This is a genomic window from Stenotrophomonas sp. 10L48 (assembly GCF_056395105.1).
Genome location: NZ_JBFTIX010000005.1, coordinates 141,238 through 162,887, shown reverse-complemented (window position 1 = coordinate 162,887; position 21,650 = coordinate 141,238). Strand labels below are relative to the sequence as shown.

19 protein-coding genes are annotated in these 21,650 nt (G+C 66.5%); 8 read left to right on the top strand and 11 right to left on the bottom strand.

Annotated elements, in window-relative coordinates:
* Positions 1 to 315: 315 nt before the first annotated feature.
* Complete coding sequence (locus AC1DCU_RS10015) at positions 316 to 528, bottom strand: DUF4287 domain-containing protein (RefSeq protein ID WP_032977298.1); 213 nt, start codon at positions 526 to 528, stop codon at positions 316 to 318.
* 394 nt (positions 529 to 922) lie between these two features.
* Here AC1DCU_RS10015 and AC1DCU_RS10010 point away from each other — a divergent pair, with 394 nt between their 5' ends.
* Positions 923 to 1,822 (top strand): LysR family transcriptional regulator, encoded by a 900-nt coding sequence (locus tag AC1DCU_RS10010; RefSeq protein ID WP_025874037.1) that lies wholly within the window; start codon positions 923 to 925, stop codon positions 1,820 to 1,822.
* A gap of 129 nt (positions 1,823 to 1,951) precedes the next feature.
* Here the strand turns inward: AC1DCU_RS10010 and AC1DCU_RS10005 are convergent, their stop codons facing one another.
* The 4 genes from AC1DCU_RS10005 to AC1DCU_RS09990 form a co-directional block, all read right to left on the bottom strand.
* A complete protein-coding gene (locus tag AC1DCU_RS10005; protein WP_263929774.1) occupies positions 1,952 to 2,935 on the bottom strand; it encodes an aldo/keto reductase in 984 nt (327 codons plus the stop codon).
* Between the two features lie 142 nt (positions 2,936 to 3,077).
* A complete protein-coding gene (locus tag AC1DCU_RS10000) occupies positions 3,078 to 3,746 on the bottom strand; it encodes a PIN domain-containing protein (protein WP_152543319.1) in 669 nt (222 codons plus the stop codon).
* Positions 3,747 to 3,789: 43 nt separating this feature from the next.
* Positions 3,790 to 4,953: a PilT/PilU family type 4a pilus ATPase gene (locus AC1DCU_RS09995; protein WP_049467229.1), complete on the bottom strand. Its 1,164-nt coding sequence runs from the start codon at positions 4,951 to 4,953 to the stop codon at positions 3,790 to 3,792.
* A 79-nt stretch (positions 4,954 to 5,032) separates the two neighbouring features.
* Positions 5,033 to 6,070, bottom strand: coding sequence for a type IV pilus twitching motility protein PilT (locus tag AC1DCU_RS09990; RefSeq protein ID WP_004147099.1), 1,038 nt, complete (start codon positions 6,068 to 6,070; stop codon positions 5,033 to 5,035).
* An 87-nt stretch (positions 6,071 to 6,157) separates the two neighbouring features.
* Here AC1DCU_RS09990 and AC1DCU_RS09985 point away from each other — a divergent pair, with 87 nt between their 5' ends.
* Both AC1DCU_RS09985 and proC read left to right on the top strand, forming a co-directional pair.
* The gene (locus tag AC1DCU_RS09985; protein ID WP_032977304.1) at positions 6,158 to 6,835 is read left to right on the top strand and encodes a YggS family pyridoxal phosphate-dependent enzyme; all 678 of its coding nucleotides are present in this window, start codon (positions 6,158 to 6,160) and stop codon (positions 6,833 to 6,835) included.
* A gap of 16 nt (positions 6,836 to 6,851) precedes the next feature.
* Positions 6,852 to 7,673 carry a pyrroline-5-carboxylate reductase gene (proC, locus tag AC1DCU_RS09980; protein WP_442251282.1) on the top strand — a complete coding sequence of 274 codons (822 nt, stop codon included), beginning with the start codon at positions 6,852 to 6,854 and terminating at the stop codon, positions 7,671 to 7,673.
* A 54-nt stretch (positions 7,674 to 7,727) separates the two neighbouring features.
* Here the strand turns inward: proC and AC1DCU_RS09975 are convergent, their stop codons facing one another.
* A complete protein-coding gene (locus AC1DCU_RS09975; protein ID WP_025874042.1) occupies positions 7,728 to 8,603 on the bottom strand; it encodes a LysR family transcriptional regulator in 876 nt (291 codons plus the stop codon).
* 98 nt (positions 8,604 to 8,701) lie between these two features.
* On the opposite strand from AC1DCU_RS09975, the gene AC1DCU_RS09970 reads away from it, so the two are divergent.
* The gene (locus AC1DCU_RS09970) at positions 8,702 to 9,304 is read left to right on the top strand and encodes a short chain dehydrogenase (RefSeq protein WP_025874043.1); all 603 of its coding nucleotides are present in this window, start codon (positions 8,702 to 8,704) and stop codon (positions 9,302 to 9,304) included.
* A gap of 37 nt (positions 9,305 to 9,341) precedes the next feature.
* Here AC1DCU_RS09970 and soxR read toward each other — a convergent pair whose 3' ends face one another.
* Positions 9,342 to 9,776 carry a redox-sensitive transcriptional activator SoxR gene (soxR, locus tag AC1DCU_RS09965; RefSeq protein WP_032951587.1) on the bottom strand — a complete coding sequence of 145 codons (435 nt, stop codon included), beginning with the start codon at positions 9,774 to 9,776 and terminating at the stop codon, positions 9,342 to 9,344.
* Positions 9,777 to 9,864: 88 nt separating this feature from the next.
* Here soxR and AC1DCU_RS09960 point away from each other — a divergent pair, with 88 nt between their 5' ends.
* Entirely contained in the window at positions 9,865 to 11,226 is a 1,362-nt protein-coding gene (locus AC1DCU_RS09960) for an MFS transporter (RefSeq protein ID WP_099783070.1), read from the top strand.
* A 20-nt stretch (positions 11,227 to 11,246) separates the two neighbouring features.
* Here the strand turns inward: AC1DCU_RS09960 and AC1DCU_RS09955 are convergent, their stop codons facing one another.
* Together AC1DCU_RS09955 and AC1DCU_RS09950 are read right to left on the bottom strand one after the other, a co-directional pair.
* A complete protein-coding gene (locus AC1DCU_RS09955; protein WP_032977310.1) occupies positions 11,247 to 13,289 on the bottom strand; it encodes an esterase/lipase family protein in 2,043 nt (680 codons plus the stop codon).
* On the bottom strand, positions 13,286 to 14,263 hold the full coding sequence (locus AC1DCU_RS09950; protein ID WP_032977312.1) for an Lnb N-terminal periplasmic domain-containing protein: 978 nt from the start codon (positions 14,261 to 14,263) through the stop codon (positions 13,286 to 13,288). Before AC1DCU_RS09950 ends, AC1DCU_RS09955 begins: the two co-directional genes overlap by 4 nt.
* 163 nt (positions 14,264 to 14,426) lie before the next feature.
* Here AC1DCU_RS09950 and AC1DCU_RS09945 point away from each other — a divergent pair, with 163 nt between their 5' ends.
* Positions 14,427 to 14,831, top strand: coding sequence for a GFA family protein (locus AC1DCU_RS09945; protein ID WP_032977314.1), 405 nt, complete (start codon positions 14,427 to 14,429; stop codon positions 14,829 to 14,831).
* A gap of 278 nt (positions 14,832 to 15,109) precedes the next feature.
* Here AC1DCU_RS09945 and AC1DCU_RS09940 read toward each other — a convergent pair whose 3' ends face one another.
* Both AC1DCU_RS09940 and AC1DCU_RS09935 read right to left on the bottom strand, forming a co-directional pair.
* Positions 15,110 to 18,211, bottom strand: coding sequence for an efflux RND transporter permease subunit (locus AC1DCU_RS09940; protein WP_442251283.1), 3,102 nt, complete (start codon positions 18,209 to 18,211; stop codon positions 15,110 to 15,112).
* A 4-nt stretch (positions 18,212 to 18,215) separates the two neighbouring features.
* Complete coding sequence (locus AC1DCU_RS09935; protein ID WP_080150846.1) at positions 18,216 to 19,382, bottom strand: efflux RND transporter periplasmic adaptor subunit; 1,167 nt, start codon at positions 19,380 to 19,382, stop codon at positions 18,216 to 18,218.
* Positions 19,383 to 19,534: 152 nt separating this feature from the next.
* Here AC1DCU_RS09935 and AC1DCU_RS09930 point away from each other — a divergent pair, with 152 nt between their 5' ends.
* Positions 19,535 to 20,218, top strand: a complete 684-nt coding sequence (locus tag AC1DCU_RS09930; RefSeq protein ID WP_442251284.1) for a response regulator transcription factor — start codon at positions 19,535 to 19,537, stop codon at positions 20,216 to 20,218.
* On the top strand, positions 20,196 to 21,581 hold the full coding sequence (locus tag AC1DCU_RS09925) for a sensor histidine kinase (RefSeq protein ID WP_442251285.1): 1,386 nt from the start codon (positions 20,196 to 20,198) through the stop codon (positions 21,579 to 21,581). The genes AC1DCU_RS09930 and AC1DCU_RS09925 overlap by 23 nt, the downstream gene beginning before the upstream one ends.
* Positions 21,582 to 21,650 lie beyond the last annotated feature (69 nt).

The following is a 21,650-nucleotide window of genomic DNA, read 5'->3' as shown; positions in this document are numbered from 1 at the left end:
CGCAGCCCCTCGTGGCTGGGCGGCGTAATGCAGTTCAGTGGCTTGGCCAGGCGGGGTGAGGCTGCGGGGGACGCCGTGAATCCGTCCCTGGGGACTTGGCCGCGTCTTGCTCGTGTGCGCTGTCCTGCGCACACAGCAAGACCGGGATTGGGCGTCCCGTCCTGCCCAACCCGCCCGAGGCATGCCTCGGGCCCATGCCGCGGACACCCCCGCAGCCTCACCCCACCCGGCCTTGGACAGGTTCCGTGCGCGTCCAGCCACGTAAAGAGAAAAGAAGAGCAAAAGCGGGTCGCTTCGCTCGGTGGAGCGGTTGTCTCAGCGCTGGGTGGCCAGGTGGTGGGCGACCAGGGCGTTTGCGTGGCCATGGCCCAGCCCGTGCTCGGATTTCAGGAAGCTGACCAGTTCCATGTGCTTCAGCCCCGGCCGTTTGGCCAGCAGCGCCAGCCAATGCGCCACCGGCTGCCCGTAGGTCTTTTCGATGGAAGGAAAATAGGACGCCGGGCCCTTGGGTTTGCTGTCGGTGCTCATGTGCTGCTCCCTTTTCTTTGGAAAGTACCCGATCGACGAACCACGGAACCACAAATCGACATAGCGCATTAACCGACCAGCGCCCGGCGCCACCAGTCACGCGCATCCACGCATGGCGTGGATCTACGTGTCGACCAAGGTCGACCCCCACCAACAACAAGTCATGCAATTCCAACAGATCGCGGAAAACTGTCGAAGGCGGGGTGGGTCCGGTTGCGGGGGTGTCCGCGGCATGGATGCCGCGGCCAAGCCTCCATGGATGGATTCACGGCGTCCCCCGTAACCGGGCCCACCCCGCCATCCCAGCAGGAAGCCAGCTGTTGCTGTTGCGGTTGCCGGCCAGCGGCCGGCACTACCGCGGGCGCCGGGCGCAGCCCGGCCGTATCATCCCCTCATGCCGCGTGAAAACCTCAACGACCTGCAAGCCTTCGTCCACGTTGCCCGCGAAGGCAGCTTCACCAAAGCCGCTGCCCAGCTGGGCGTCTCCCAGTCCGCCCTCAGCCACGCCATGCGCGGGCTGGAAGAGCGACTGGGCGTGCGCCTGTTGACCCGCACCACCCGCAGCGTCGCCACCACCGAGGCCGGTGCCCGCCTGCTGGAAACCCTGGCCCCGCGCCTGGCAGAGATCGAAGACGAACTGGCCGCGCTGGCCGAGTACCGCGAGCGCCCCGCAGGCACCATCCGCATCAACGCCACCGGCCACGCCGCCGAATACCTGGCCTGGCCCAGGCTGGCGCCGCTGCTGCAGCAGTACCCGGACCTGAAGGTCGAGCTGACCACCGATTACGGCCTGGCCGACATCGTCGCCGAGCGCTACGACATCGGCATCCGTCTCGGTGAGCGCCTGGCACGCGACATGGTGGCGCTGCCGATCAGTCCGCCGCTGCGCATGCGCGTGGTGGGGGCACCGTCGTACTTCCGCCAGCACGTGGCGCCGGTGCATCCGCACGATCTGGCCGCGCACAACTGCATCACCCTGCGCCTGCCCACCCATGGCGGCCTGATGCCGTGGGATTTCGGTCAGGATGGCCACGAACTGAGCATCCGCGTCTCCGGCCAATGGACCTTCAACACCATGGGCATGACGCGGGCTGCGGCGCTGGCCGGCAGCGGACTGGCCTGGCTGCCCGAAGACCAGGTGCAGGCGGCCCTGCTGGAAGGCCGCCTGCAATCAACACTGGATGACTGGTGCCCGCACTTCGATGGCTACTACGCGTATTACCCGTCACGCCGGCACGTCACCGTGGCGATGCGTACGGTGCTTGATGCGCTGCGCGGACCGATGGTGGGGTGAGGCGTGCGGACCAACGGTCCGCACCCACCACAGGACGAGAGTCCGCACCCACCACAGATCGAAAGTCCGCGCCCACCAAAGATCGAAAGACCACACCCAGCACAGGACGAAAGTCCGCACACACTGCGATCAGCCCTTGGCCTGCGCTGCGCGCTGCGCGTTGTAGCGCTCGCCGACGATGGCGATCTCCTGCAGCGTCTGCGCGATGCGCTCCAGCTCGGCGGGAGACAGCTGCAGGTCGGCGGCGGCAAGGTTCTCTTCCAGGCGATGGATCCTGGTCGTCCCCGGAATCGGCACGATCCACGGTGCCCGCGCCAGCAGCCAGGCCAGCGCGACCTGTGCCGGGGTGGCGCCCCGCGCCGCCGCGATCGTGGTGATGCGGTCAACCAGCGCTTGATTGGCGCGACGCGCTTCCACTTCGAAGCGTGGCACGGTGTTGCGGAAATCGTTGTCGGCGAAGGTGGTGTCGGCGTTGATCGCGCCAGTCAGGAAGCCGCGACCGAGCGGGCTGAACGGCACGAAGCCGATGCCGAGTTCCTGCAGCGCCGGCAGCAGTTCGCGTTCCGGTTCGCGCCACCACAGCGAGTACTCACTCTGCACTGCGGCCACCGGTTGCACGGCATGCGCGCGACGCACCGTGGCGGCGCTGGCTTCGGACAAGCCGAAGTGGCGCACCTTGCCCTCGGCGATCAGGTCACGCACGGTGCCGGCCACATCCTCGATCGGCACGTTCGGATCCACGCGGTGCTGGTAGAACAGGTCGATGTAGTCGGTGCGCAGGCGCTTGAGGCTGGCTTCGGCCACCGCACGGATGTTCTGCGGACGACTGTCCAGGCCGGTGTCGACCTGTGCGTCCTTGAAGCCGAACTTGGTAGCGATCACCAGCTTGTCGCGGTGCGGTGCCAGCGCCCTGCCGAGCAGGTCTTCGTTGGTATACGGTCCGTAGACTTCGGCGGTGTCGAAGAAGGTCACGCCGCGCTCGACCGCGGCGTGCAGCAGGGCGATGCCCTGGCTCTGCTCGACGGCGGGACCGTAGCCGTGGCTCAGGCCCATGCAGCCCAGGCCCAGGGCGGAGACTTTCAGGCCGCTGCGGCCGAGTTCACGTGTCTGCATCGTCGTGCTCCAGTAGGGGAGCGATGACGATACGCCTGCAGGGGCAGCGGATTGAACGACCTGGATGGCAGTCGGTCATGACTGGATTTCATGAATGCCGTCCTGCCGCCCGCACCAATTCTGCATCCGGTGGACGAGTTACCTACGCTACCTTGGACGGCAGCTGATAACGTACTTTGCTGCCCTCCAGTGTGATCCATTTCTTCTGCTGCAGTTGCTGGATGAGCGCAGTGACATCCTTTGCGGGAAGTGCCTTCTGAAACAGGCTGTTGATCGCGCAGGTGAGCGACTTCATTGAAGCCGGCCGCGCCTTGCCCTGCTTCACCAACACTGCATGTACGCGTTGCAGGCGCGCGTCGACACTCAACGCTGGCGGCTTGGCCTTCGATACGACCGGCGTCGGTGGCTTGGCCGGAGCCTGCTGCGTGCCACGGAGCATTGGCAGATCGGCAACGGATGCGCACCGCAGGACGTTGAGACGCCGCGATTGCAGGTGCGCCACCAGTGGATCGAAGCCGGTGTCCCTCGAAACGATCTGGAAGAATGCGCTGGGATCGACCGCAGCCATCTCGCCGATGTAAAAGGCGATATGGAAATCCAGCGCGTTCGACCCGCTACCATTGCAACGCACATAGCGTCCGTTGCCACCCAATGCCTGGACTGCCTCGGCAACATCCATGCTGATCCGCGATTGCGATGCGCCAACGAAGATCAGCACGGTGAAACCAGGGGCAACCAACTCCTTGAGAGACGGAGGCTGCACATTCTCGTAATCGATGAGCACGACGTTGCGAGCACGCGGCATATCCATATGCACCCCATTTACGATAGTCAGCCAGCGGCGGGCGGCGCCCTCACCGGACCTCTGAAATCTCCACGCCATCCAACCCCTGCGACAGGGTGCGGGCATCGCCGCCCTGGCTGAGCTTGATGCGCAGGCGCACTTCGTTCTGCGAATCGGCGTAGCGCAGTGCGTCCTCGTAGCTGATCTCACCGGCCTGGTACAGCTCGAACAGGCTCTGGTCGAAGGTCTTCATGCCCAGCTGGACCGATTCCTTCATCAGCTCCTTCAGCTTGTGGATCTCACCGTCGCGGATGTAGTCCTGCACCAGCGGCGTGCCCAGCAGGATCTCCATCGCCACCTTGCGCGAGCGGCCATCCGGCGAAGGAATCAACTGCTGCGCGACCACGCCCTTCAGGTTCAGTGACAGATCCATCAACAGCTGGTTGCGGCGATCTTCCGGGAAGAAGTTGACGATGCGGTCCATCGCCTGGTTGGCGTTGTTGGCGTGCAGCGTGCACAGCACCAGGTGACCGGTTTCAGCGAAGGCGATGGCGTGGTCCATGCCCTCGCGGGTACGCACCTCGCCGATCATGATCACATCCGGCGCCTGGCGCAGGGTGTTCTTCAGCGCGGCTTCCCAGCTGTCGGTATCGATGCCGACTTCGCGCTGGGTGATGATGCAGCCCTCGTGCTTGTGCACGAATTCGATCGGATCTTCGATGGTGATGATGTGCCCGGTCGAATTCTGGTTGCGGTAACCGATCATCGCTGCCAGCGAGGTTGATTTACCGGTACCGGTAGCGCCGACGAACAGGATGATGCCGCGCTTGGTCATCGCCAGCGTCTTGATGATCGGCGGCAGGCTCAGCTCTTCCACGGTGGGAATGCGCGTCTCGATGCGACGCAGCACCATGCCGACCTGGTTGCGCTGGTAGAAGCAGCTCACGCGGAAGCGGCCGACGCCGGACAGGCCGATGGCGAAGTTGCATTCGTGGGTCTTTTCGAATTCCTCGCGCTGCGCCGGCGTCATCACGTTCAGCACCAGGTCGCGGCTCTGCTGCGGCGTCAGTGGCGTCTGGGTGATCGGCGAAATCTTGCCGTTGACCTTGATCGCCGGCGGCATGCCGGCAGTGATGAACAGGTCCGAGGCGCGCTGGTGCGCCATCAGCTTGAGGAACGAGGTGAAATCGATGGTGGTCGCGGTGGTGTTCACGGCGGGCTCCCAATGGGGCATGTACCAGGAATCGGTCGGTGGAGGAAACAGCGCGGGGCCGGCGACGTATTCGCGCGCCCTGCCCCGCCATTGCCTCGCCTTACTCGAACAGACGCTTGTCCTTGGCGTATTCGCGGGCCTGGTTGCGGGTGATCAGGCTGCGCTTGACCAGGTCCTGCAGGTGCTGGTCCAGGGTCATCATGCCGTACTGCTGGCCGGTCTGGATGGCCGAATACATCTGCGCCACCTTGTCCTCGCGGATCAGGTTGCGGATGGCCGGGGTACCCACCATGATTTCCCACGCAGCGGTACGACCGCCACCGACCTTCTTCAGCAGCGCCTGCGAAATGACCGCGCGCAGCGATTCGGACAGCATCGAGCGCACCATCGGCTTCTCGCCGGCCGGGAACACGTCGATGATGCGGTCGATGGTCTTGGCCGCCGAACTGGTGTGCAGGGTGCCGAACACCAGGTGGCCGGTTTCCGCGGCGGTCAGCGCCAGGCGGATGGTTTCCAGGTCACGCAGTTCGCCGACCAGGATGATGTCCGGGTCCTCACGCAGTGCCGAACGCAGCGCTTCGTTGAAGCCGTGCGTATCGCGGTGCACTTCGCGCTGGTTGATCAGGCACTTCTGCGAGGTGTGCACGAATTCGATCGGATCCTCGACGGTGAGGATATGGCCGTATTCGTTCTTGTTGATGTAGTCGATCATCGCCGCCAGCGTGGTCGACTTGCCCGAACCGGTCGGGCCGGTCACCAGGATCAGGCCCTGCGGCTGCTGGATCACCTCGCGGAACAGCGGCGGGCAGGCCAGGTCTTCCAGGGTCAGCACTTCGGACGGAATGGTACGGAACACCGCACCGGCGCCACGGTTCTGGTTGAACGCATTGACACGGAAGCGCGCCAGCGACGGGATCTCGAAGGAGAAATCGACTTCGAGGAATTCCTCGTAATCGCGGCGCTGCTTGTCGGACATGATGTCGTACACCAGCGCGTGGACCTGCTTGTGGTCCAGGGCTGGAATGTTGATCCGGCGAACATCACCGTCCACGCGGATCATCGGCGGCAGACCTGCGGACAGATGCAGGTCGGACGCTTTGTTCTTTACGGAAAACGCCAACAGCTCGGCGATATCCATGAGCGGCTACTCCCCAATAACGGCTTCGACTGGAAGGATCTTTCCCCGGGCGGCAGTATAGCCTCCTGATTGAACGGAACGCGTTACGTGGCCACTCCCCTGCCCCAGATCCTGAGCAACCTGCACAACGCCGCCGCTGCCGCCGGGCGGCCACCGCCGCGCCTGCTGGCGGTGTCCAAGACCCAGCCGGCCGAGGCCGTGGCTGCGCTTGCCGCGCAGGGCCAGACCGCGTTCGGCGAAAACTACGTGCAGGAAGCGCTGGCCAAGATGCAGGAACTGCAGCCGCTGGGCCTGGAATGGCACCTGATCGGCCACCTGCAGTCGAACAAGGCCGAACCGGTGGCCACGCACTTCGACTGGGTGCAGAGCGTGGACCGGCCCAAGCTGGTCGCCGCGCTGGCCCGCTACCGCCCCGCTGAACGCGGCCCGCTGAACGTACTCATCCAGGTCAACATCGATGACGAGTCGAGCAAGCACGGCTGCGCGCCGGACGACGTGGACGCGCTGGCGGCAACCATCGCCGCCGAGCCGAACCTGCGCCTGCGCGGCCTGATGGCGATTCCTGCGCCGTGGCCCGACGCCGAGCGCCGGCGCGACGCGTTCGTGCGCATGCGCACACTTTTCGAGGCGCTGGCTGCCGCTCATGCCCAGGTGGACACCCTGTCGATGGGCATGAGCAGCGACTACGCTGAAGCGATCGCCGAAGGTGCCACCCTGGTGCGCATCGGTACCGCCCTGTTCGGCGCGCGTCCGCGCCCGGCCTGATTCCAAGGAGATTCCCATGGCAGCTGATTCCATCACCTTCATCGGCGGCGGCAACATGGCCCGCAGCCTGATTGCCGGCCTGATCCGGCAGGGCGTGCCGGCCGCGCACATCCACGTGGCCGAACCGGTGGCCGAACTGCGCGAAAAGCTGGCTGCCGATTTTGGCGTGCAGACCCACGACAACGCGGCCGCTGCGGCGGCGCAGGGCAACACGTGGCTGCTGGCGGTGAAACCGCAGGTGCTGCGCGAGGTCTGCCAGTCACTGCAGGTGTTGGCGCAGACACAGGAGCCGTTGGTGATCTCGATCGCCGCCGGCATCACCAGCCCGCAGCTGCAGCGCTGGTTGGGTGGCACGCTGCCGGTGGTGCGCGCGATGCCCAACACCCCGGCCCTGCTCGGCGCCGGGGTCACCGGCCTGTATGCCACGCCAGCGGTGGATGCGCAGCAGCATGCGCAGGCCGAACGCGTGCTGGCCAGCGCGGGACGCACGGTGTGGATCGACGACGAAGCGCAGATGGATTCGGTCACCGCCGTATCCGGCAGTGGCCCGGCCTATGTGTTCCTGCTGGCCGAAGCAATGGAAGCGGCCGGCATCGCACAAGGCCTGCCTGCAGAAGCGGCGCGCACGCTGGTGGTGCAGACACTGCTGGGCGCCTCGCGCATGCTGGACGAAGCCGGTGAAAGCCCAGCCGAACTGCGGCGCCGGGTGACCTCACCCAACGGCACAACCCAGGCGGCGATCGAAAGCTTCCAGGCAGGTGGGTTTGAAGCGTTGGTGGAAAAGGCACTGCGTGCCGCGCAGGTGCGTGGGCAGGAACTGTCTGCCGCCAATGATTGAAACAAGTGTGCCGACCAACGGTCGGCACCCACCGCCATCCACGCATGCGTGGATCTACGTGCCCAGCCTGGCCATGACGAAATCAACGAAACACTGCAGCCGCGGTCGGGGGCGACGGTCGGGCAGGTAGATCAGGTGCATCGGCCGTGGCTCGGGCAGATAGTCGCGCAGCAGTGGCTTCAATCGTCCCGCTGCGATTTCACCGGCAAGCAGCGCGGTCGGCTGCAGCACCAGGCCTGCGCCCGCCACGGCTGCTTCGCGGAGCGCGTAACCGTCATTGCTGGTCAACCGCGCTTCCCAATCGACCTGTTCGCCATTGGCCAGCTGCCAACCGTGACCGCCGCGCCAGGCCAGGTGGCTCAGGCAATCATGTCCTTCAAGATCGGCGGGCGTGCGCGGCGTACCACGGCGGCGCAGGTACGACGGTGATGCACACAGACTCATCGCATACGGCGGCAGCGGCCGCGCCACCAGTTCCTGCGACGGCAGCGGACCGACGCGGATGGCTGCATCGAAGCCATCCTCGATCAGGTCGATGCGGCGATTGCTCAGGTCCAGCTCGATGTTCAGCAGCGGCTGTGCCCGCAGCAGATCGCTCAACACGGGAGCCAGCACGCAGCTGCCCCAGGTGGTCGGCGCACTGACCCGCAACAGCCCGCGTGGCTGCACCTGCAGCCCGGCCACGTCCGCCTCGGCCTGCTGCACCTGTTCCAGCACCTGCCGGCAACCGGCCAGGTAGGCAGTGCCGGCTTCGGTCAGGCGTTGGCGACGGGTGTTCCGCTGCAGCAGCGCGGTGCCCAGGTGCGCTTCCAGCTGCTGGATGTACTTGCCGACCATCACCGCCGACACCTGCAGGTGGCTGGCGGCAGCGGAAAAACTACCGTGCTCGGCCACGGCGACGAAGGCCTGCATGCAGCGCAAGGTATCCATTGCAAATCCATGGTTAGGAATATGCGAATCATAAGCCACTTACCAAACCAACCGGTGACAGCGCAGACTGCATCCATCCCCTCTCGCAAGGAGCTGTCATGAAGATTCTTCTCGTCGGTGCCAGCGGCACCCTCGGCCAGGCGGTCGCCCGCCACCTGGGCCAGCAGCACGACATCCTCGCTGCCGGCCGCCACAGCGGTAGCCTGCGCGTGGACCTCACCGACGACGCCAGCGTGCGCGAACTGTTCGCGCAGACCGGCCCGGTCGATGCGGTGATATCCACCACCGGCAAGCTGCATTTCGGCCCGTTGCAGCAGATGACACCCGAACAGTTCAACGTCGGCCTGCAGGACAAGCTGCTCGGCCAGGTACGCCTTGCACTGGCCGCGCAGCACCATCTCAACGCTGGCGGCTCGATCACCCTGACCAGCGGCATCGTCAGCGCGCAGCCGATCCGCGATGGCGCCAACGCCACCGCCGTCAACCATGCGCTGGAAGGTTTCGTGCGGGCGGCGGCGCTGGAACTGCTGCCGCGCGGGCTGCGCATCAACGTGGTCAGCCCGAACGTGCTGGTGGAATCGATGGAAGCCTACGGCCCCTACTTCCCCGGCTTCGAAGCGGTGACCGCACAGCGCGCGGCGCTCGCCTTCCAGCGCGCGGTGGAAGGCATCCAGAGCGGCGAAACCATCACCGTCTGGTAACGAGCGTGCCGACCAGGGTCGGCACCCACCAGCACGGTCAGCCCCAGCGCATCGGGCCGTCGCCGCGCTCGCCGAGCACGTCATCCGGGTTGGCCAGGCGGCAACGCTTCAGTGACAGGCAACCGCAGCCGATGCAGCCGGTCAGCTCGTCGCGGAGCAGCTGCAGCATGTGGATGCGTTCCTCCAGTTCCACCTGCCAGCGTGCCGACAGCTTGGCCCAGTCGGCCTTGGTCGGCGCCCGCCCCTGCGGCAGGCTCTCGAACGCACGTGCCACCGCTTCCAGCGGCATGCCCACGCGTTGCGCCACGCGGATCACCGCCAGCCGGCGCAGCACGTCGCGGGCGTAGCGGCGCTGGTTACCCGACGTGCGCAGGCTGCTGATCAATCCCTTGCGCTCGTAAAAATGCAGCGCAGAGACGGCCACGCCGCTGCGACGGGCGACATCGCCGACGCTCATGTCCTGTGCCAGCATCGATTGACCTCAACTTTGGTTGAGGTGGCATGCTGCTACCATCGCCGCCAGATGACAAGCGCGGCCCGTCCGCCTCCGCAGGAACCCGATGCCCTCCCCCGCTGCCACGGCCGATCCGGTCGATTCCTCCATCCTGTCCGCGCGCTACCGCGCCACCACCCTGGGCATGGTCGCCCTGGTCTCCCTGCATGCCTTCGAGGCACTGGCGGTGGCCGCAGCAATGCCGACCGTGGCCGAGGCCCTGGACGGCCTGCGCCTGTATGCGTTGGCCTTCGGCGGCACCTTGGCCACCAGCGTGATCGGCATGACCCTGGCCGGCCGCTGGGCCGACCGCCACGGCCCCGCACGCCCGCTATGGTGGGGCCTGGCCTGCTTCGTGCTCGGCCTGCTGCTGGCGGGCTTCGCCCTGCGCATGGGCATGCTGGTGGCCGGACGCCTGCTGCAGGGCCTGGGCGCAGGCGCCATTTCGGTGTCGCTGTATGTGATGGTCGGCCGGACCTATCCCGAGCATCTGCGGCCGAAGGTCTTCGCCGCGTTCTCTGCCGGTTGGGTGGTTCCGTCGATGATCGGCCCGGCGCTGAGCGGTGTGATCGTGCAGCATCTTGGCTGGCGCTGGGTGTTCCTGGCGGTGCCGTTGCTGGCGATACCGGCCGGCCTGCTGCTGCGACCGGCGCTGGCGCGCATGCAGGCTGCAGCCACGGATGTTGCCGATGATGGCCGCGGCAACATCGTGCGCTGGGCCAGCGGCGCCTCCCTGGCTGCCCTGCTGCTGTATCTGGGCGGGCAACAACAGGGCGTACCGGCACTGCTGTGCATCGGCGTGGCGATGCTGGCGCTGCTGTTCTGCGTGCATCGCCTGTTGCCCGCCGGCACCCTGCGCCTGCGCCGTGGCCTGCCCAGTGTGATCGCATTGCGTGGTGTGGCCGCTGCCGCGTTCTTCGCCTGCGAGGCCTACCTGCCCCTGCTGCTGCAGCGCGAGCGTGGGCTGTCACCCAGCTGGGCCGGTGCCGTGCTGAGCCTGGGCGCGCTGGGCTGGTTCACCGGCTCGTGGCTGCAGGGTCACCAGCAGCGCGGCTGGTCGCGGCAGCAACTGCTGCGCGTGGGCACACCGCTGATGACCGTGGGCATCGCCGCGACGCTGGCGGTGCTGTTCACTGCGGTGCCACTGCCGGTCGCCCTGGTCGGCTGGACACTGACCGGCTTCGGCATGGGCATGATCTACGCCAGCCTTTCGGTGCTGACGCTGTCACTGTCACCACCACACGAACAGGGTGCGAACACCTCGGCCCTGCAGTTGAGCGAAGCACTGTCGGTGACCACCGCACTGGCGGTATCCGGCGCGCTGTTCGCACTGTTCGTGGAAAGCGCCCCGCATACCGGTTACATCCTGTGCCTGGCCATCACCCTGGGCCTGGCGGTGTTCGCCACGGTGATCGCACGTCGCGTGTAGACGCCCCGGAGAGCGTCCCGTTACGGCCTCGCCACCGTACCCACTTCATCGATGTCCTGGTGCAGGATGCGGCGCACTTCCAGCACTGCCTGCGGCGTCTCCTGCACGCTGTGGCCGGAGATGATCACCTTCTCCGACAACGCGCCCGGCAGGTGCGAGCTCCAGTAAGGCACCAGCCCATCGTCGGATTTCTCCACCGGCAGTTCCGGTTTGCGCTGGGCGATGATGGAGTGGTACTTCAGGCCCGGCGTGATCGGCAGCTGCGCAGCGGCTTTCACGAATGGGTCGCTGGCCTTGAGGTTGTCGATGCTGTTGGGAATCTTCGGCTTGGCCGTGCCATCCGCCTGCTGCTCGGCCTGTGCCAGTGCCAGGAACACATCCTCGAACTTGCCGAGGATGGTCAGCGGCAGGCGCACCAGGCGGCCGATCAGGCGGCCGACCTTGTTGCCGGCGATGTCCGTGCCCTGGTGCGGGGCGGCGATGAAGATCGCACGCTCCACGTTCGGTTCGGCCTTGAAGTGCAGCAACGGACCCAGCTTGGACTGCACCCGCTTCAGGCGTTCGCCCTTCAGGTTGTAGTTGGCCAGCAGATCATTCCACAGCACATCGCCGGAATCGCTGACCAGCAGGCGCGCCAGCACGCCACCCATGCTGTGGCCGATGTAGACCATGTCCTTCGAGGCGCGCGTGCTGCCGTTGGGGTCGAAGTGCTGCAACGTGTCGTTGAATGCGTTGGCGATCTCGTAGCGGTTCAGCGCGATCGGCGCATTGGTCGGGTAGTACACCTGCCACACCTGGAACTGCTGGCGCAGTTCGGGGTCACCCATGATCTCGTTGGCCAGGTTCACCCACGCTTCCGGGCTGCTGCCCAGGCCATGCAGCATGAAGATGATGCGGCGGTTCGGATCCCATGGCTGCATCAGGTAGATGTGCGGCTCGCCGATGCCCTCGCTCATGCCGAACAGGGTACGCAGCGACTGCGTGGCGAATCCGCTCTGCGCCAGCCACAGACCGTAGGCGGCGGTGAAGTTGCCCGCCAGCGGCACCTCTTCGCCATGCAGGGTGATGCGCTCGGTGGCCTCGGGCGAATAGCCATCCAGCAGCACCTGGCGGGTGCGCATCACGTCTTCCAGCGTGTTGCCTTCAAAACGCAGCAATGCCGTAACGTTGATCGAGGACATCTCGCTGTACTCGGGCACCGAATCATCGTGCTGGTGGCGGCGTCCGCGGCGGACGCCCTCCTCCTGCTCGTCCTTGGTGGCCTGCGCCTGTGCCGTTTCGGCCTTGGCCCCTTCCGCGGCGACGGCAGGCACCACCAGCTTCGGCGGGTCCATCACCATCACCAGCTCGGCGCCGAAACCATCGCGGCGATAGGTGCTGCGCATGCCGACGAAGCTGACGGTACCGGCCGGCACCAGCTGCTTGGGGATGCTCTTCAATGAAAGGCGCTGGAAATCGGAAGCCAGCGTCCAGCTGCCCGCCGACACCGGCTTGGTGTAGTCCTCGCCGGCCAATGCTGCGGCACGGGCACGCGCGAACAACACCACGGCGGCCTTCTCGGCAGCATAGTTGTAGTAATCGCGTACCTGCGTCTGCCGATCCTCGAACGCGCGATCGGAGGGCGAGCGCCCGCTGTAGAACAGATAGGCATAGCCATAGCGCGCCGCCTCCAGCCATGCATCCAGCGCTGCATCGCTCATCGGCGGTTCGTTGGCCGCCTGCTTCTTCGACGTCAATGCCAGAGCGGCCTTCACCCACAGCTCGGACAGCGTCGACAACCGCTGCTCGACGTTGAGGTCATCGGTCATCAACAGCGTGCTGCGGCAGACCAGGAAGTCCTTCTCGCACTGTGATTCGTCCAGCCCGGCCGCACTCAGTGTCTCGCGCGAGGCGGGGCTGAGCTTGCCGGTGTTGAGCACATCGGCGCGCTTGTTGACCAGGTAATCGCTGGACGCCACCTGCTTGACGGTGACCATCGCGCAGCCGCTGCCGCCCAGCAGCAGGAAAGCAGCCAACAACGCCGGCAGCGCGCGCTGCCAGCGGAACAGGATCATCGGGGTCATTGCTGCGGGTCCTGCTCGGTGCCAGGGATGCCCTGGCGGATCACGGTGGAGAAGTCATCGTCGGGTGCCATCTTCAGCGCGCGCTCGGTGATGCGGCCCTTGGCATGCAGTTCGGCGTACGGCACGCCAGGCGTGAGCGCGCCCACCTCCTGCGCGTACTCGGCCAGGTAGCCCGAGGCCAGCAACCGGTAGTCCAGCGGCAGGCGCGGGGCGATATGCCGCGCCAGGTCGAAGACAATCGTGGTGCAGTTGCTGGTCAGCGTGTTGTAGAAGCCGGGCGTGGCATCAAGCTGGCGTGCTTGGTCGATGTAGGCAGCAAACAGGGTCTTGAGCTGGTTGCGGTCCATGCCGTGCAGGCGGTACAGGTAGACATCCTCGCCGCGCGCGTTGGTGCGCGTGCGGATGATGTCGGTTTCTTCGGACGCGACCAGCGTCATCTCGAACTTGCGGAAGAAGCCGCCCAGTGCCGAGAACGATTCACCACGCTCCTTGCGGATTTCCAGCGAGAACACCAGGTGGCGCCCGTCCTCGAATCCGAACGAGACCAGGGTGTGGGCGATCGCCGGGCCCATCCAGTACGACAGCACCAGGTCGGCCGAACGCAGCTGGTCCAGGTCGTAGCTGCGGCGCACCCAGCGCGCGTCGTAGTCGGTCTCGGTGCGCCAGGTGAAATCGCGCACGTTATCCAGCACCACGTGGCGGCCATCGAAGGATTCCACGTGCAGGCGCTGCGCCACGTCATCGGCCCAGTCGCGGTCCTGGCGTGGGGTCAGCAGCAGCCACCACAGCCCCGCCAGCGCCAGAGCGCCGGCAAAGGCCGCCCACAACCGGCGCGTGCCACGGCCGCGCGCCACCTGCCAGGCCGCCCAGGCGGCGGCCAGCAGCCACAGCATCGCCGCGGTCACGCCCAGCCAGCCTGGCCCGGGCATCTGGTAGGTCAGCAGACCGGCCACCCACAGCGCCAGCAGCACCATCACACATCCTGTCATCCATCGTCCTGCGGCTTTCACTGGCATCCTGTCGGGGTCCCGGGGCGGCATAGTTAGCCACAAGCCGCCTCACGGCGACATCTACGACGGTTCAGGCTGGCGCCTGCGGGCGCATACTGGCGTCCACCAAGGTGTACAGGGAGCGAGGATGGGCATTACCACCGTGGCCGGCGTCGCCGTGCAGGCGCAGCACCGGGCCAGCTGTCATTGCGGCACCGTCGAGCTGCTGCTGGACCTGCCCGAGGGCATCGTCGACCCGCGCCGCTGCGACTGTTCGATGTGCCGGCGCCGCGGCGCCATCGCCGCCAGCGTGGCCGAAGACGGGCTGCATATCGTGCGTGGCCAGGCCCATCTGCGCCTGTACCAGTTCAATACGCACGTGGCCGAGCACTACTTCTGCGACGTCTGTGGCATCTACACGCACCACCGCCGCCGCTCCAACCCGGACCAGTACGGCTACAACGTGGCCTGCCTGGAAGGCATCGATCCGTTCGCGCTGGGAACGATTCCGGTCAATGACGGGGTGAACCACCCCGCCGACCGCACCGGTTAGTGGCGGCTGCGCCTGGGCGGCGGCGCGACCTTCTGCCACGGGGCCATGCTGGCCCGGCCGACGCGCAACGGACGCTTCAACGGCGTTCGACGCGTGGGCAGGTCCGCTGCAGGCGGCAGCGTCGCGGCGGGCAGCGCAGGGCGTGAGGGCCAGAGTCGGTCAAGCAACCACATGGCAGGTCTCCGTGGGGGACGGGGACGATCACCCTACCGATGCCCGGGCCAAGACCGGGTGATGGCGTTGCGGCAGGCCGATGACAACCGACGGCCCTGGCCTCCTCAGTGCACCGGCCGCGCCCTGCCCATCCGCCGTACCAGCACGAAGAACAGCGGCACCAGCACCACCGCCAGCACCGTTCCGGAGAGCATGCCGCCGATCACGCTCATGCCGATTTCACGCCGGCTGACCGCGCCGGCGCCGGTGGCCAACGCCAGCGGGATGACGCCTGCCACGAAGGCCAGCGAGGTCATCACGATCGGCCGCAGGCGCAGGCGCGCGCCCTGCAGTGCCGCTTCCACCGCTGAACTGCCGGCGCGGTAGCGTGCTTCGGCGAACTCCACGATCAGGATCGCGTTCTTTGCCGACAATCCAATCGTGGTCAGCAATCCCACCTGGAAGTAGATGTCATTGACGAAGCCCGCAGCCGTGGTCGCCAGCACCGTACCGATCACGCCCAGCGGAATCACCAGCACCACCGCTACCGGCACCGTCCAGCTCTCGTAGAGCGCGGCCAGGCACAGGAAGATGAAGGCAATCGAAGCGGCGTACAGGTACAGCGTCTGGTTGCTGGCCAGTTGCTCCTGATAGGACAGCCCGCTCCATTGCAGATCGAACCCGGGTTGATCGGCCACCAGTGCCTGCATGCGCTGCATCGCTTCACCCGAGCTGCGCCCCTCGGCCGCGCTGCCCTGGATCTGCATCGCCGGCAGGCCGTTGAAACGCTGCTGCAGCTGCGGCCCACGCGCCCAGTGGCTGCTGGCAAAGCTGGCGAACGAGGCCATCTGACCGTTGCCACCGCGCACGTACCACTGGCCGATGTCGTCGGGCACGCTGCGGTAAGGCTGGTCGCCCTGCATGTAGACACGCTTGACCCGGCCGCGATCCAGGAAATCATTGATGTAGCTGCCACCCCAGGCGGCAGACAGCGTGGAATTGATGTCGGCCTGTGCCAGGCCCAGCGCGCTGGCCTGGGCGTGGTCGATGTCCAGCCGCAGCTCGGCCTTGTCGCCCAGCCCGTTCAATCGCACCGAGGTCAGTCCGTCGTCTTCGCCGGCCGCGCGCACCACCTGCTCCTGCGCGGCCTGCAACGCCACGCGTCCGGCCGCGCTGGTGTCCTGCAGCCACAGCTCGAAACCGCTGGACTGCCCCAGGCCGCGCACTGCCGGCGGCGCCAGCACGTTGACCTTGGCATCGGGCAGCTTGCGGAAATAGGCATTGGCGCGCGCGATGATCGCCGCTGCGGTGTTGTCGCCCTTGCGCTCGTCCCAGGGCTTGAGTGCCAGGAAGCCCTGCCCCGCATTCTGGCCGGTACCGGCGTTGTTGCGACCGACCACCACGAACACCACGTCCAGGTTCTGCTTCTCGTGCTCCATGAAGTAACGGCTGATCTGCTCGCCCAGCGCCTCGGTGCGCGCCATCGGCGTGCCTTCAGGCGTGGAGAACTGGAAGGTCACCTGGCCCTGGTCCTCCACCGGCAGGAAGCCGGTGGGCATGCGCGCGTACAAGGCGATCATGGCGATCACCAGCAACAGGTAGAACGCCATCCAGCGCCGCGGACGTGACACCACGCCACCGAGCTTGCCCTGGTAGGCCGACTGGCTGCGTTCGACGCCACGGTTGAACGCGGCGAAGAAGCGCCCCGGTGGCTTCTGCGCCGACGAGGGCTTGAGCAGGGTCGCGCACAGCGCCGGTGTCAGGGTCAGCGCGACCAGCGCCGACAACGCCATGGCCGATGCAATCGTGATCGAGAACTGCCGGTAGATGATGCCCGTGGAACCGCCGAACAGCGCCATCGGCAGGAACACCGCACCGAGCACCACGGTGATGCCGATCAGCGCACCGGTGATCTCGCCCATCGACTTCTCGGTTGCCTCGCGTGGCGGCAGATGCTCTTCGTGGATGATGCGTTCCACGTTCTCCACCACCACGATCGCATCATCGACCAGCAGGCCGATGGCCAGCACCATCGCAAACAGCGTCAGGGTGTTGATGGTGAAACCGGCCAACGCGAGGACGCCGAAGGTACCCAGCAGCACCACCGGCACCGTGATCGCAGGAATCAGGGTGGCGCGCAGGTTCTGCAGGAACAGGAACATCACCACCACGACCAGTACGATCGCCTCGATCAGGGTGTGGATGACCCCTTCGATGGAGACCCGTACGAACGGCGTGCTGTCGCGTGGATAGGCCACCTGCAGCCCGGGCGGGAACGTAGGCCGCAGCCGTTCAAGCTCGGCGCGTACTGCATCGGCAGTGGCCAGCGCGTTGGCGCCGGAGGCCAGGGTCACCGAGAAACCCGCAGCCGGATAGCCGTTGAGGAAGCTGCTGGTCTGGTAATTCTCCGCGCCGATCTCGACCCGCGCCACGTCGCCCAGGTGCACCGCCGCGCCGCTGGGCAGCGTGCGCAGGATGATCGCGCGGAACTGTTCCGGAGTCTGCAGGCGCGACTGCGCGGTGACGGTGGCATTGAGGCTCTGCGTCGCACTGGACGGCAACGCCCCCAGCTCGCCGGCAGTGACCTGGGTGTTCTGTGCCTGGATCGCGCTGCGCACATCCGACGGCATCAGGTCGTAGGCACGCAGCTTGTGCGGATCCAGCCACACCCGCATCGCATAGGCCGAACCGAACACATTGATCTCGCCGACGCCAGCAATGCGGCTGATCGGATCCTGCACGTTGCTGACCAGGAAATCGGAAACGTCCACTCGCTCCATGCGCCGGCTGGTGTCGTACAGCGAAACCACCATCAGCGAGTCGCCCTGCGACTTGGCCACGGTCACGCCCTGCTGCTGCACTTCCTGCGGCAGGCGGTTGATGGCCTGGTTGACGCTGTTCTGCACCTGTACCTGGGCGATATCGGGGTTGGCGCTCTGGTCGAAGGTGACCGTGATCCGCGCCTGTCCCGAAGACGAACTGGTGGAGGAAAAATACAGCAGGTGGTCGATGCCCTTGATCTGCTGCTCGATCACCTGGGTGACGCTGTCTTCCACCGTCTGTGCAGACGCGCCGGTGTAGTTGGCGGTGATGTTGACCTGCGGCGGTGCGATGTCCGGGTACTGCTCGACCGGCAGCTGGGTCACCGCAATCGTGCCGAACGCCATGATGCAGATCGCCAGTACCCAGGCGAATACGGGGCGGTGGATGAAGAAGCGCGGCAGCATGCGCTCAGTCCTTTCCGGCCGGCGCAGCCACGGGCGCCGTCTTCATCCGCACCAGCATGCCGTCGGCAAGGCCCTGCGCCCCCGCCACCACCACCTGCTCGCCAGCACTGATGCCATCAAGCACCAGCCACTGGTTGCCGACCGCGCGGGCGGTGCGGAAGGTGCGCAGCCGCGCCTTGCCCTCCTTGTCGACCAGCCACGCCTGCGCCTCGCCCTTGGCACTGCGGTCCACCGCCGACTGCGGTACCAGCAACGCCTGCTGCTGCGTGCCCTGGCCTACCTGCGCGCGCACGTACATGCCCGGCAACAGCTGTCCCTCGGGGTTGGGGAACTGCGCGCGCAGGGTGATGCTGCCGGTCTCCTGCTGCACATCGATGTCGGCAAATTCCAGCGTGCCCGGCAGCGGGTAGTCGGTGCCATCTGACAGGCGCAGCCGCACCGGCGCGCTGTTGGCCTGCACGCCCCCCTCGGCAATGGCGCGACGCAGCGCCAGGTACTCGTTGCTGGACTGGGTGATGTCCACGTTCATCGGGTCGACCTGCTGGATCCGCGCCAGCGGATCGGCCTGGGCGGATGTCACCAGCGCCCCCGGGGTGAACAGCGCGCGCCCGATGCGACCGGCAATCGGTGCGGTGACCGTGGCAAAACCGAGCCGCGTACTGGCGGTATCGCGCGCTGCCTGCGCAGCCTGCACGGCCGCAGCCGCCTGCTGGCCACTGGCGATGGCATCGTCCACGTCCTGGCGCGCGGCCAGCTGGTCCTTGCCCAGCGCCTGCATCCGCTGCGCCCGCAGGCGAGCGGTCACGGCGGCCGCTTCGGCGGTCTTCAGATTGGCCTGCGCCTCGTTCAGGGCGGCCTGGTACAGCGCCGGCTCGATCTGGAACAGGGGCTGCCCGGCCTTCACCAGCTGCCCCTGCTCGAACAGGCGCTTCACCAGCACCCCGTCCACCTGCGGGCGTACATCCGATTCCTGCGAGGCAATGGTGCGTCCCGGCAGTTCCTGCTGCAGCGCCAGCGTCTGGTTCTGCAGCGTCAGCACGGTCACTTCCGGCGTCGCCTTGCCTGGTTTGGGTGCGTCCTTGCCGCAGCCGGCCAGCAGGGTAGCCAAGGCAAGCACCAGCAGCGGCCGGCGCCAGCCCGCGGCAGGCAGGGAGAAGTACGGAAGGGTCATCGGCAGCAGGTTCCACGCGCGGGGGGAGCGTTCGGCGCCGAATATAGAAGACAGCGCGCTGCAATCCAGCGAAAAACGCATGAAACATTTTTCATTTGCAGTGCACACCCGTGGTTGCGAGGATGCGCAGGTCCCAATCTGCAAAGTGGCCCATGCCGCGCGTACTCACCATCGAGGACGACCTTGTCACCGCGGAGGAAATCGCCACCGAGCTGCGCAGCCACGGCTTCGAGGTGGATCTGGCCAGCGACGGCAGCAGTGGCCTGGCGCTGGCACGTTCAGGCGACTACGCGGTGATCACCCTGGACCGCATGCTGCCCTGCATCGACGGGCTGGCCCTGGTCACCACGCTGCGCCATGAAGGCATCGCCACGCCGGTGTTGATGATCAGTGCGCTGTCGGACGTGGATGAACGCGTGCGTGGCCTGCGTGCAGGTGGCGACGACTACCTGACCAAGCCGTTCGCCTCCGATGAAATGGCCGCCCGCGTGGAAGTGCTGATCCGGCGCCAGGGCCAGGCCGCTGCCAGCGACAAGGTGCTGCGCGCCGGCGACCTGGAACTGGACCTGATGAGCCGCTCGGTACGCCGTGGCGGCCAGGAGATCAACCTGCTGCCGACCGAGTTCAAGCTGCTGGAATTCCTGGTCCGCAATGCCGGCCAGGTGGTCACCCGCACCATGTTGTTCCAGGAAGTCTGGGGCTACCACTTCGATCCGGGCACCAACCTGATCGACGTGCATATCGGCCGGGTGCGCAAACGCATCGAACAACCCGGCCGGCCGCAGCCGATCTTGACCGTACGTGGAACCGGTTATGTCTTCGACGCGCAGTCCTGACCATTGGCGCTCATCCAGCAGCCGCCTGCTGGGCCTGTACTGCATCCTGTTCGTGGCCTGGTCCAGCCTGCTGCTGGGCGTGATGTACTGGCGCATCTCGGACTACCTGAACGACCTGACCGAATCGGGCCTGCAGCAGCGCGCCCATCTGTTCATGAGTTTCGACGGCCCGGCGCTGGATGACGCGCTGCGCGACAGCCAGCGCTTCGACCTGCACCAGGTGTATACGTACGGGCTGTTCGACAAGGCCGGCGTGGCGATGGCGGGCCCGCTGACGGCCATCCCCGAAGGACTGCCGCTGGATGGCAACTCGCATCAGGTAGCGGGTTGGACGCTGGTCGATGGCCGCCACGAGAGCGGTGGCAGCGCGCTCGGCGTGGTGACCCGGGATGGCCGGACACTGGTGTTCGTGCGCCAGAACGGCAAGCTGATGGCGGTCAACAGCATCATCCTCGATGCACTGCTGTGGGGTGTGTCACTGACCGTCATCCCCGGGCTGGTGGGCTGGCATCTGCTGCGCCGGCGCCCATTGAAGCGGATCCAGCAGATCGAAGCGGCCACCAACCGCATCATTGCCGGCGACCTCGGGCAACGCCTGCCGGTATCCAACCGACGCGATGAGATCGATCGGCTGTCGAGCATCGTCAATGCCATGCTGGAACGCATCGAACAGCTGATGACCGAGGTCAAAGGCGTGTGCGACAGCATCGCGCATGACCTGCGCACACCGCTCACGCGCCTGCGTGCACACCTCTACCGCATGCGGGTTGGCCTGGGCGAGCACGACCCGCATGCGGACCCGCTGGACAAGGCGCTGGCGGAGACCGACATGCTGATGGCGCGCTTCGCCGCCCTGCTGCGCGTGTCCGAGCTGGAAAGCCACCAGCGCCGTTCGGCCTTCGACGAGGTCGACATCGCCGACCTGCTGCAGGAACTGCACCAGTTCTACCTGCCGTTGGCCGAAGAGAAGCAACAGGATCTGCAGCTGCAGGTGGCGCCGCAGATCGGCATGCTGCGCGGCGACCGCGAACTGCTGTTCGAAGCGGTGGCCAACCTGCTGTCCAACGCGCTGCAGTTCACGCCTGCGCACGGACGCATCCTGCTGCGCGCGATGGACGACCACGGCGCGCCCCGGATCGATGTGATCGACAACGGGCCGGGCATCCCGCCGCAGGACCGCACCTTGATCTACCAGCGCTTCTTCCGCGGCAGCAGCAGTGCCGGGCAAGGGCCCGGCTTTGGCTTGGGGCTGTCGATCGTGGCCGCCATTGCCGGGCTGCACGGCTTCCGTGTCCGCGCCGGCAGCGCGCCCGGCGGCGGCGCCTGGATGAGCATCCGCGGCGCCGCAGACGGCCTGCCCTGAAGCCGGGCTCATCACCGGCAAGTGCATTTGGGAATCATTTGTATTTGGAAGCGGGCATCCGGATAATCC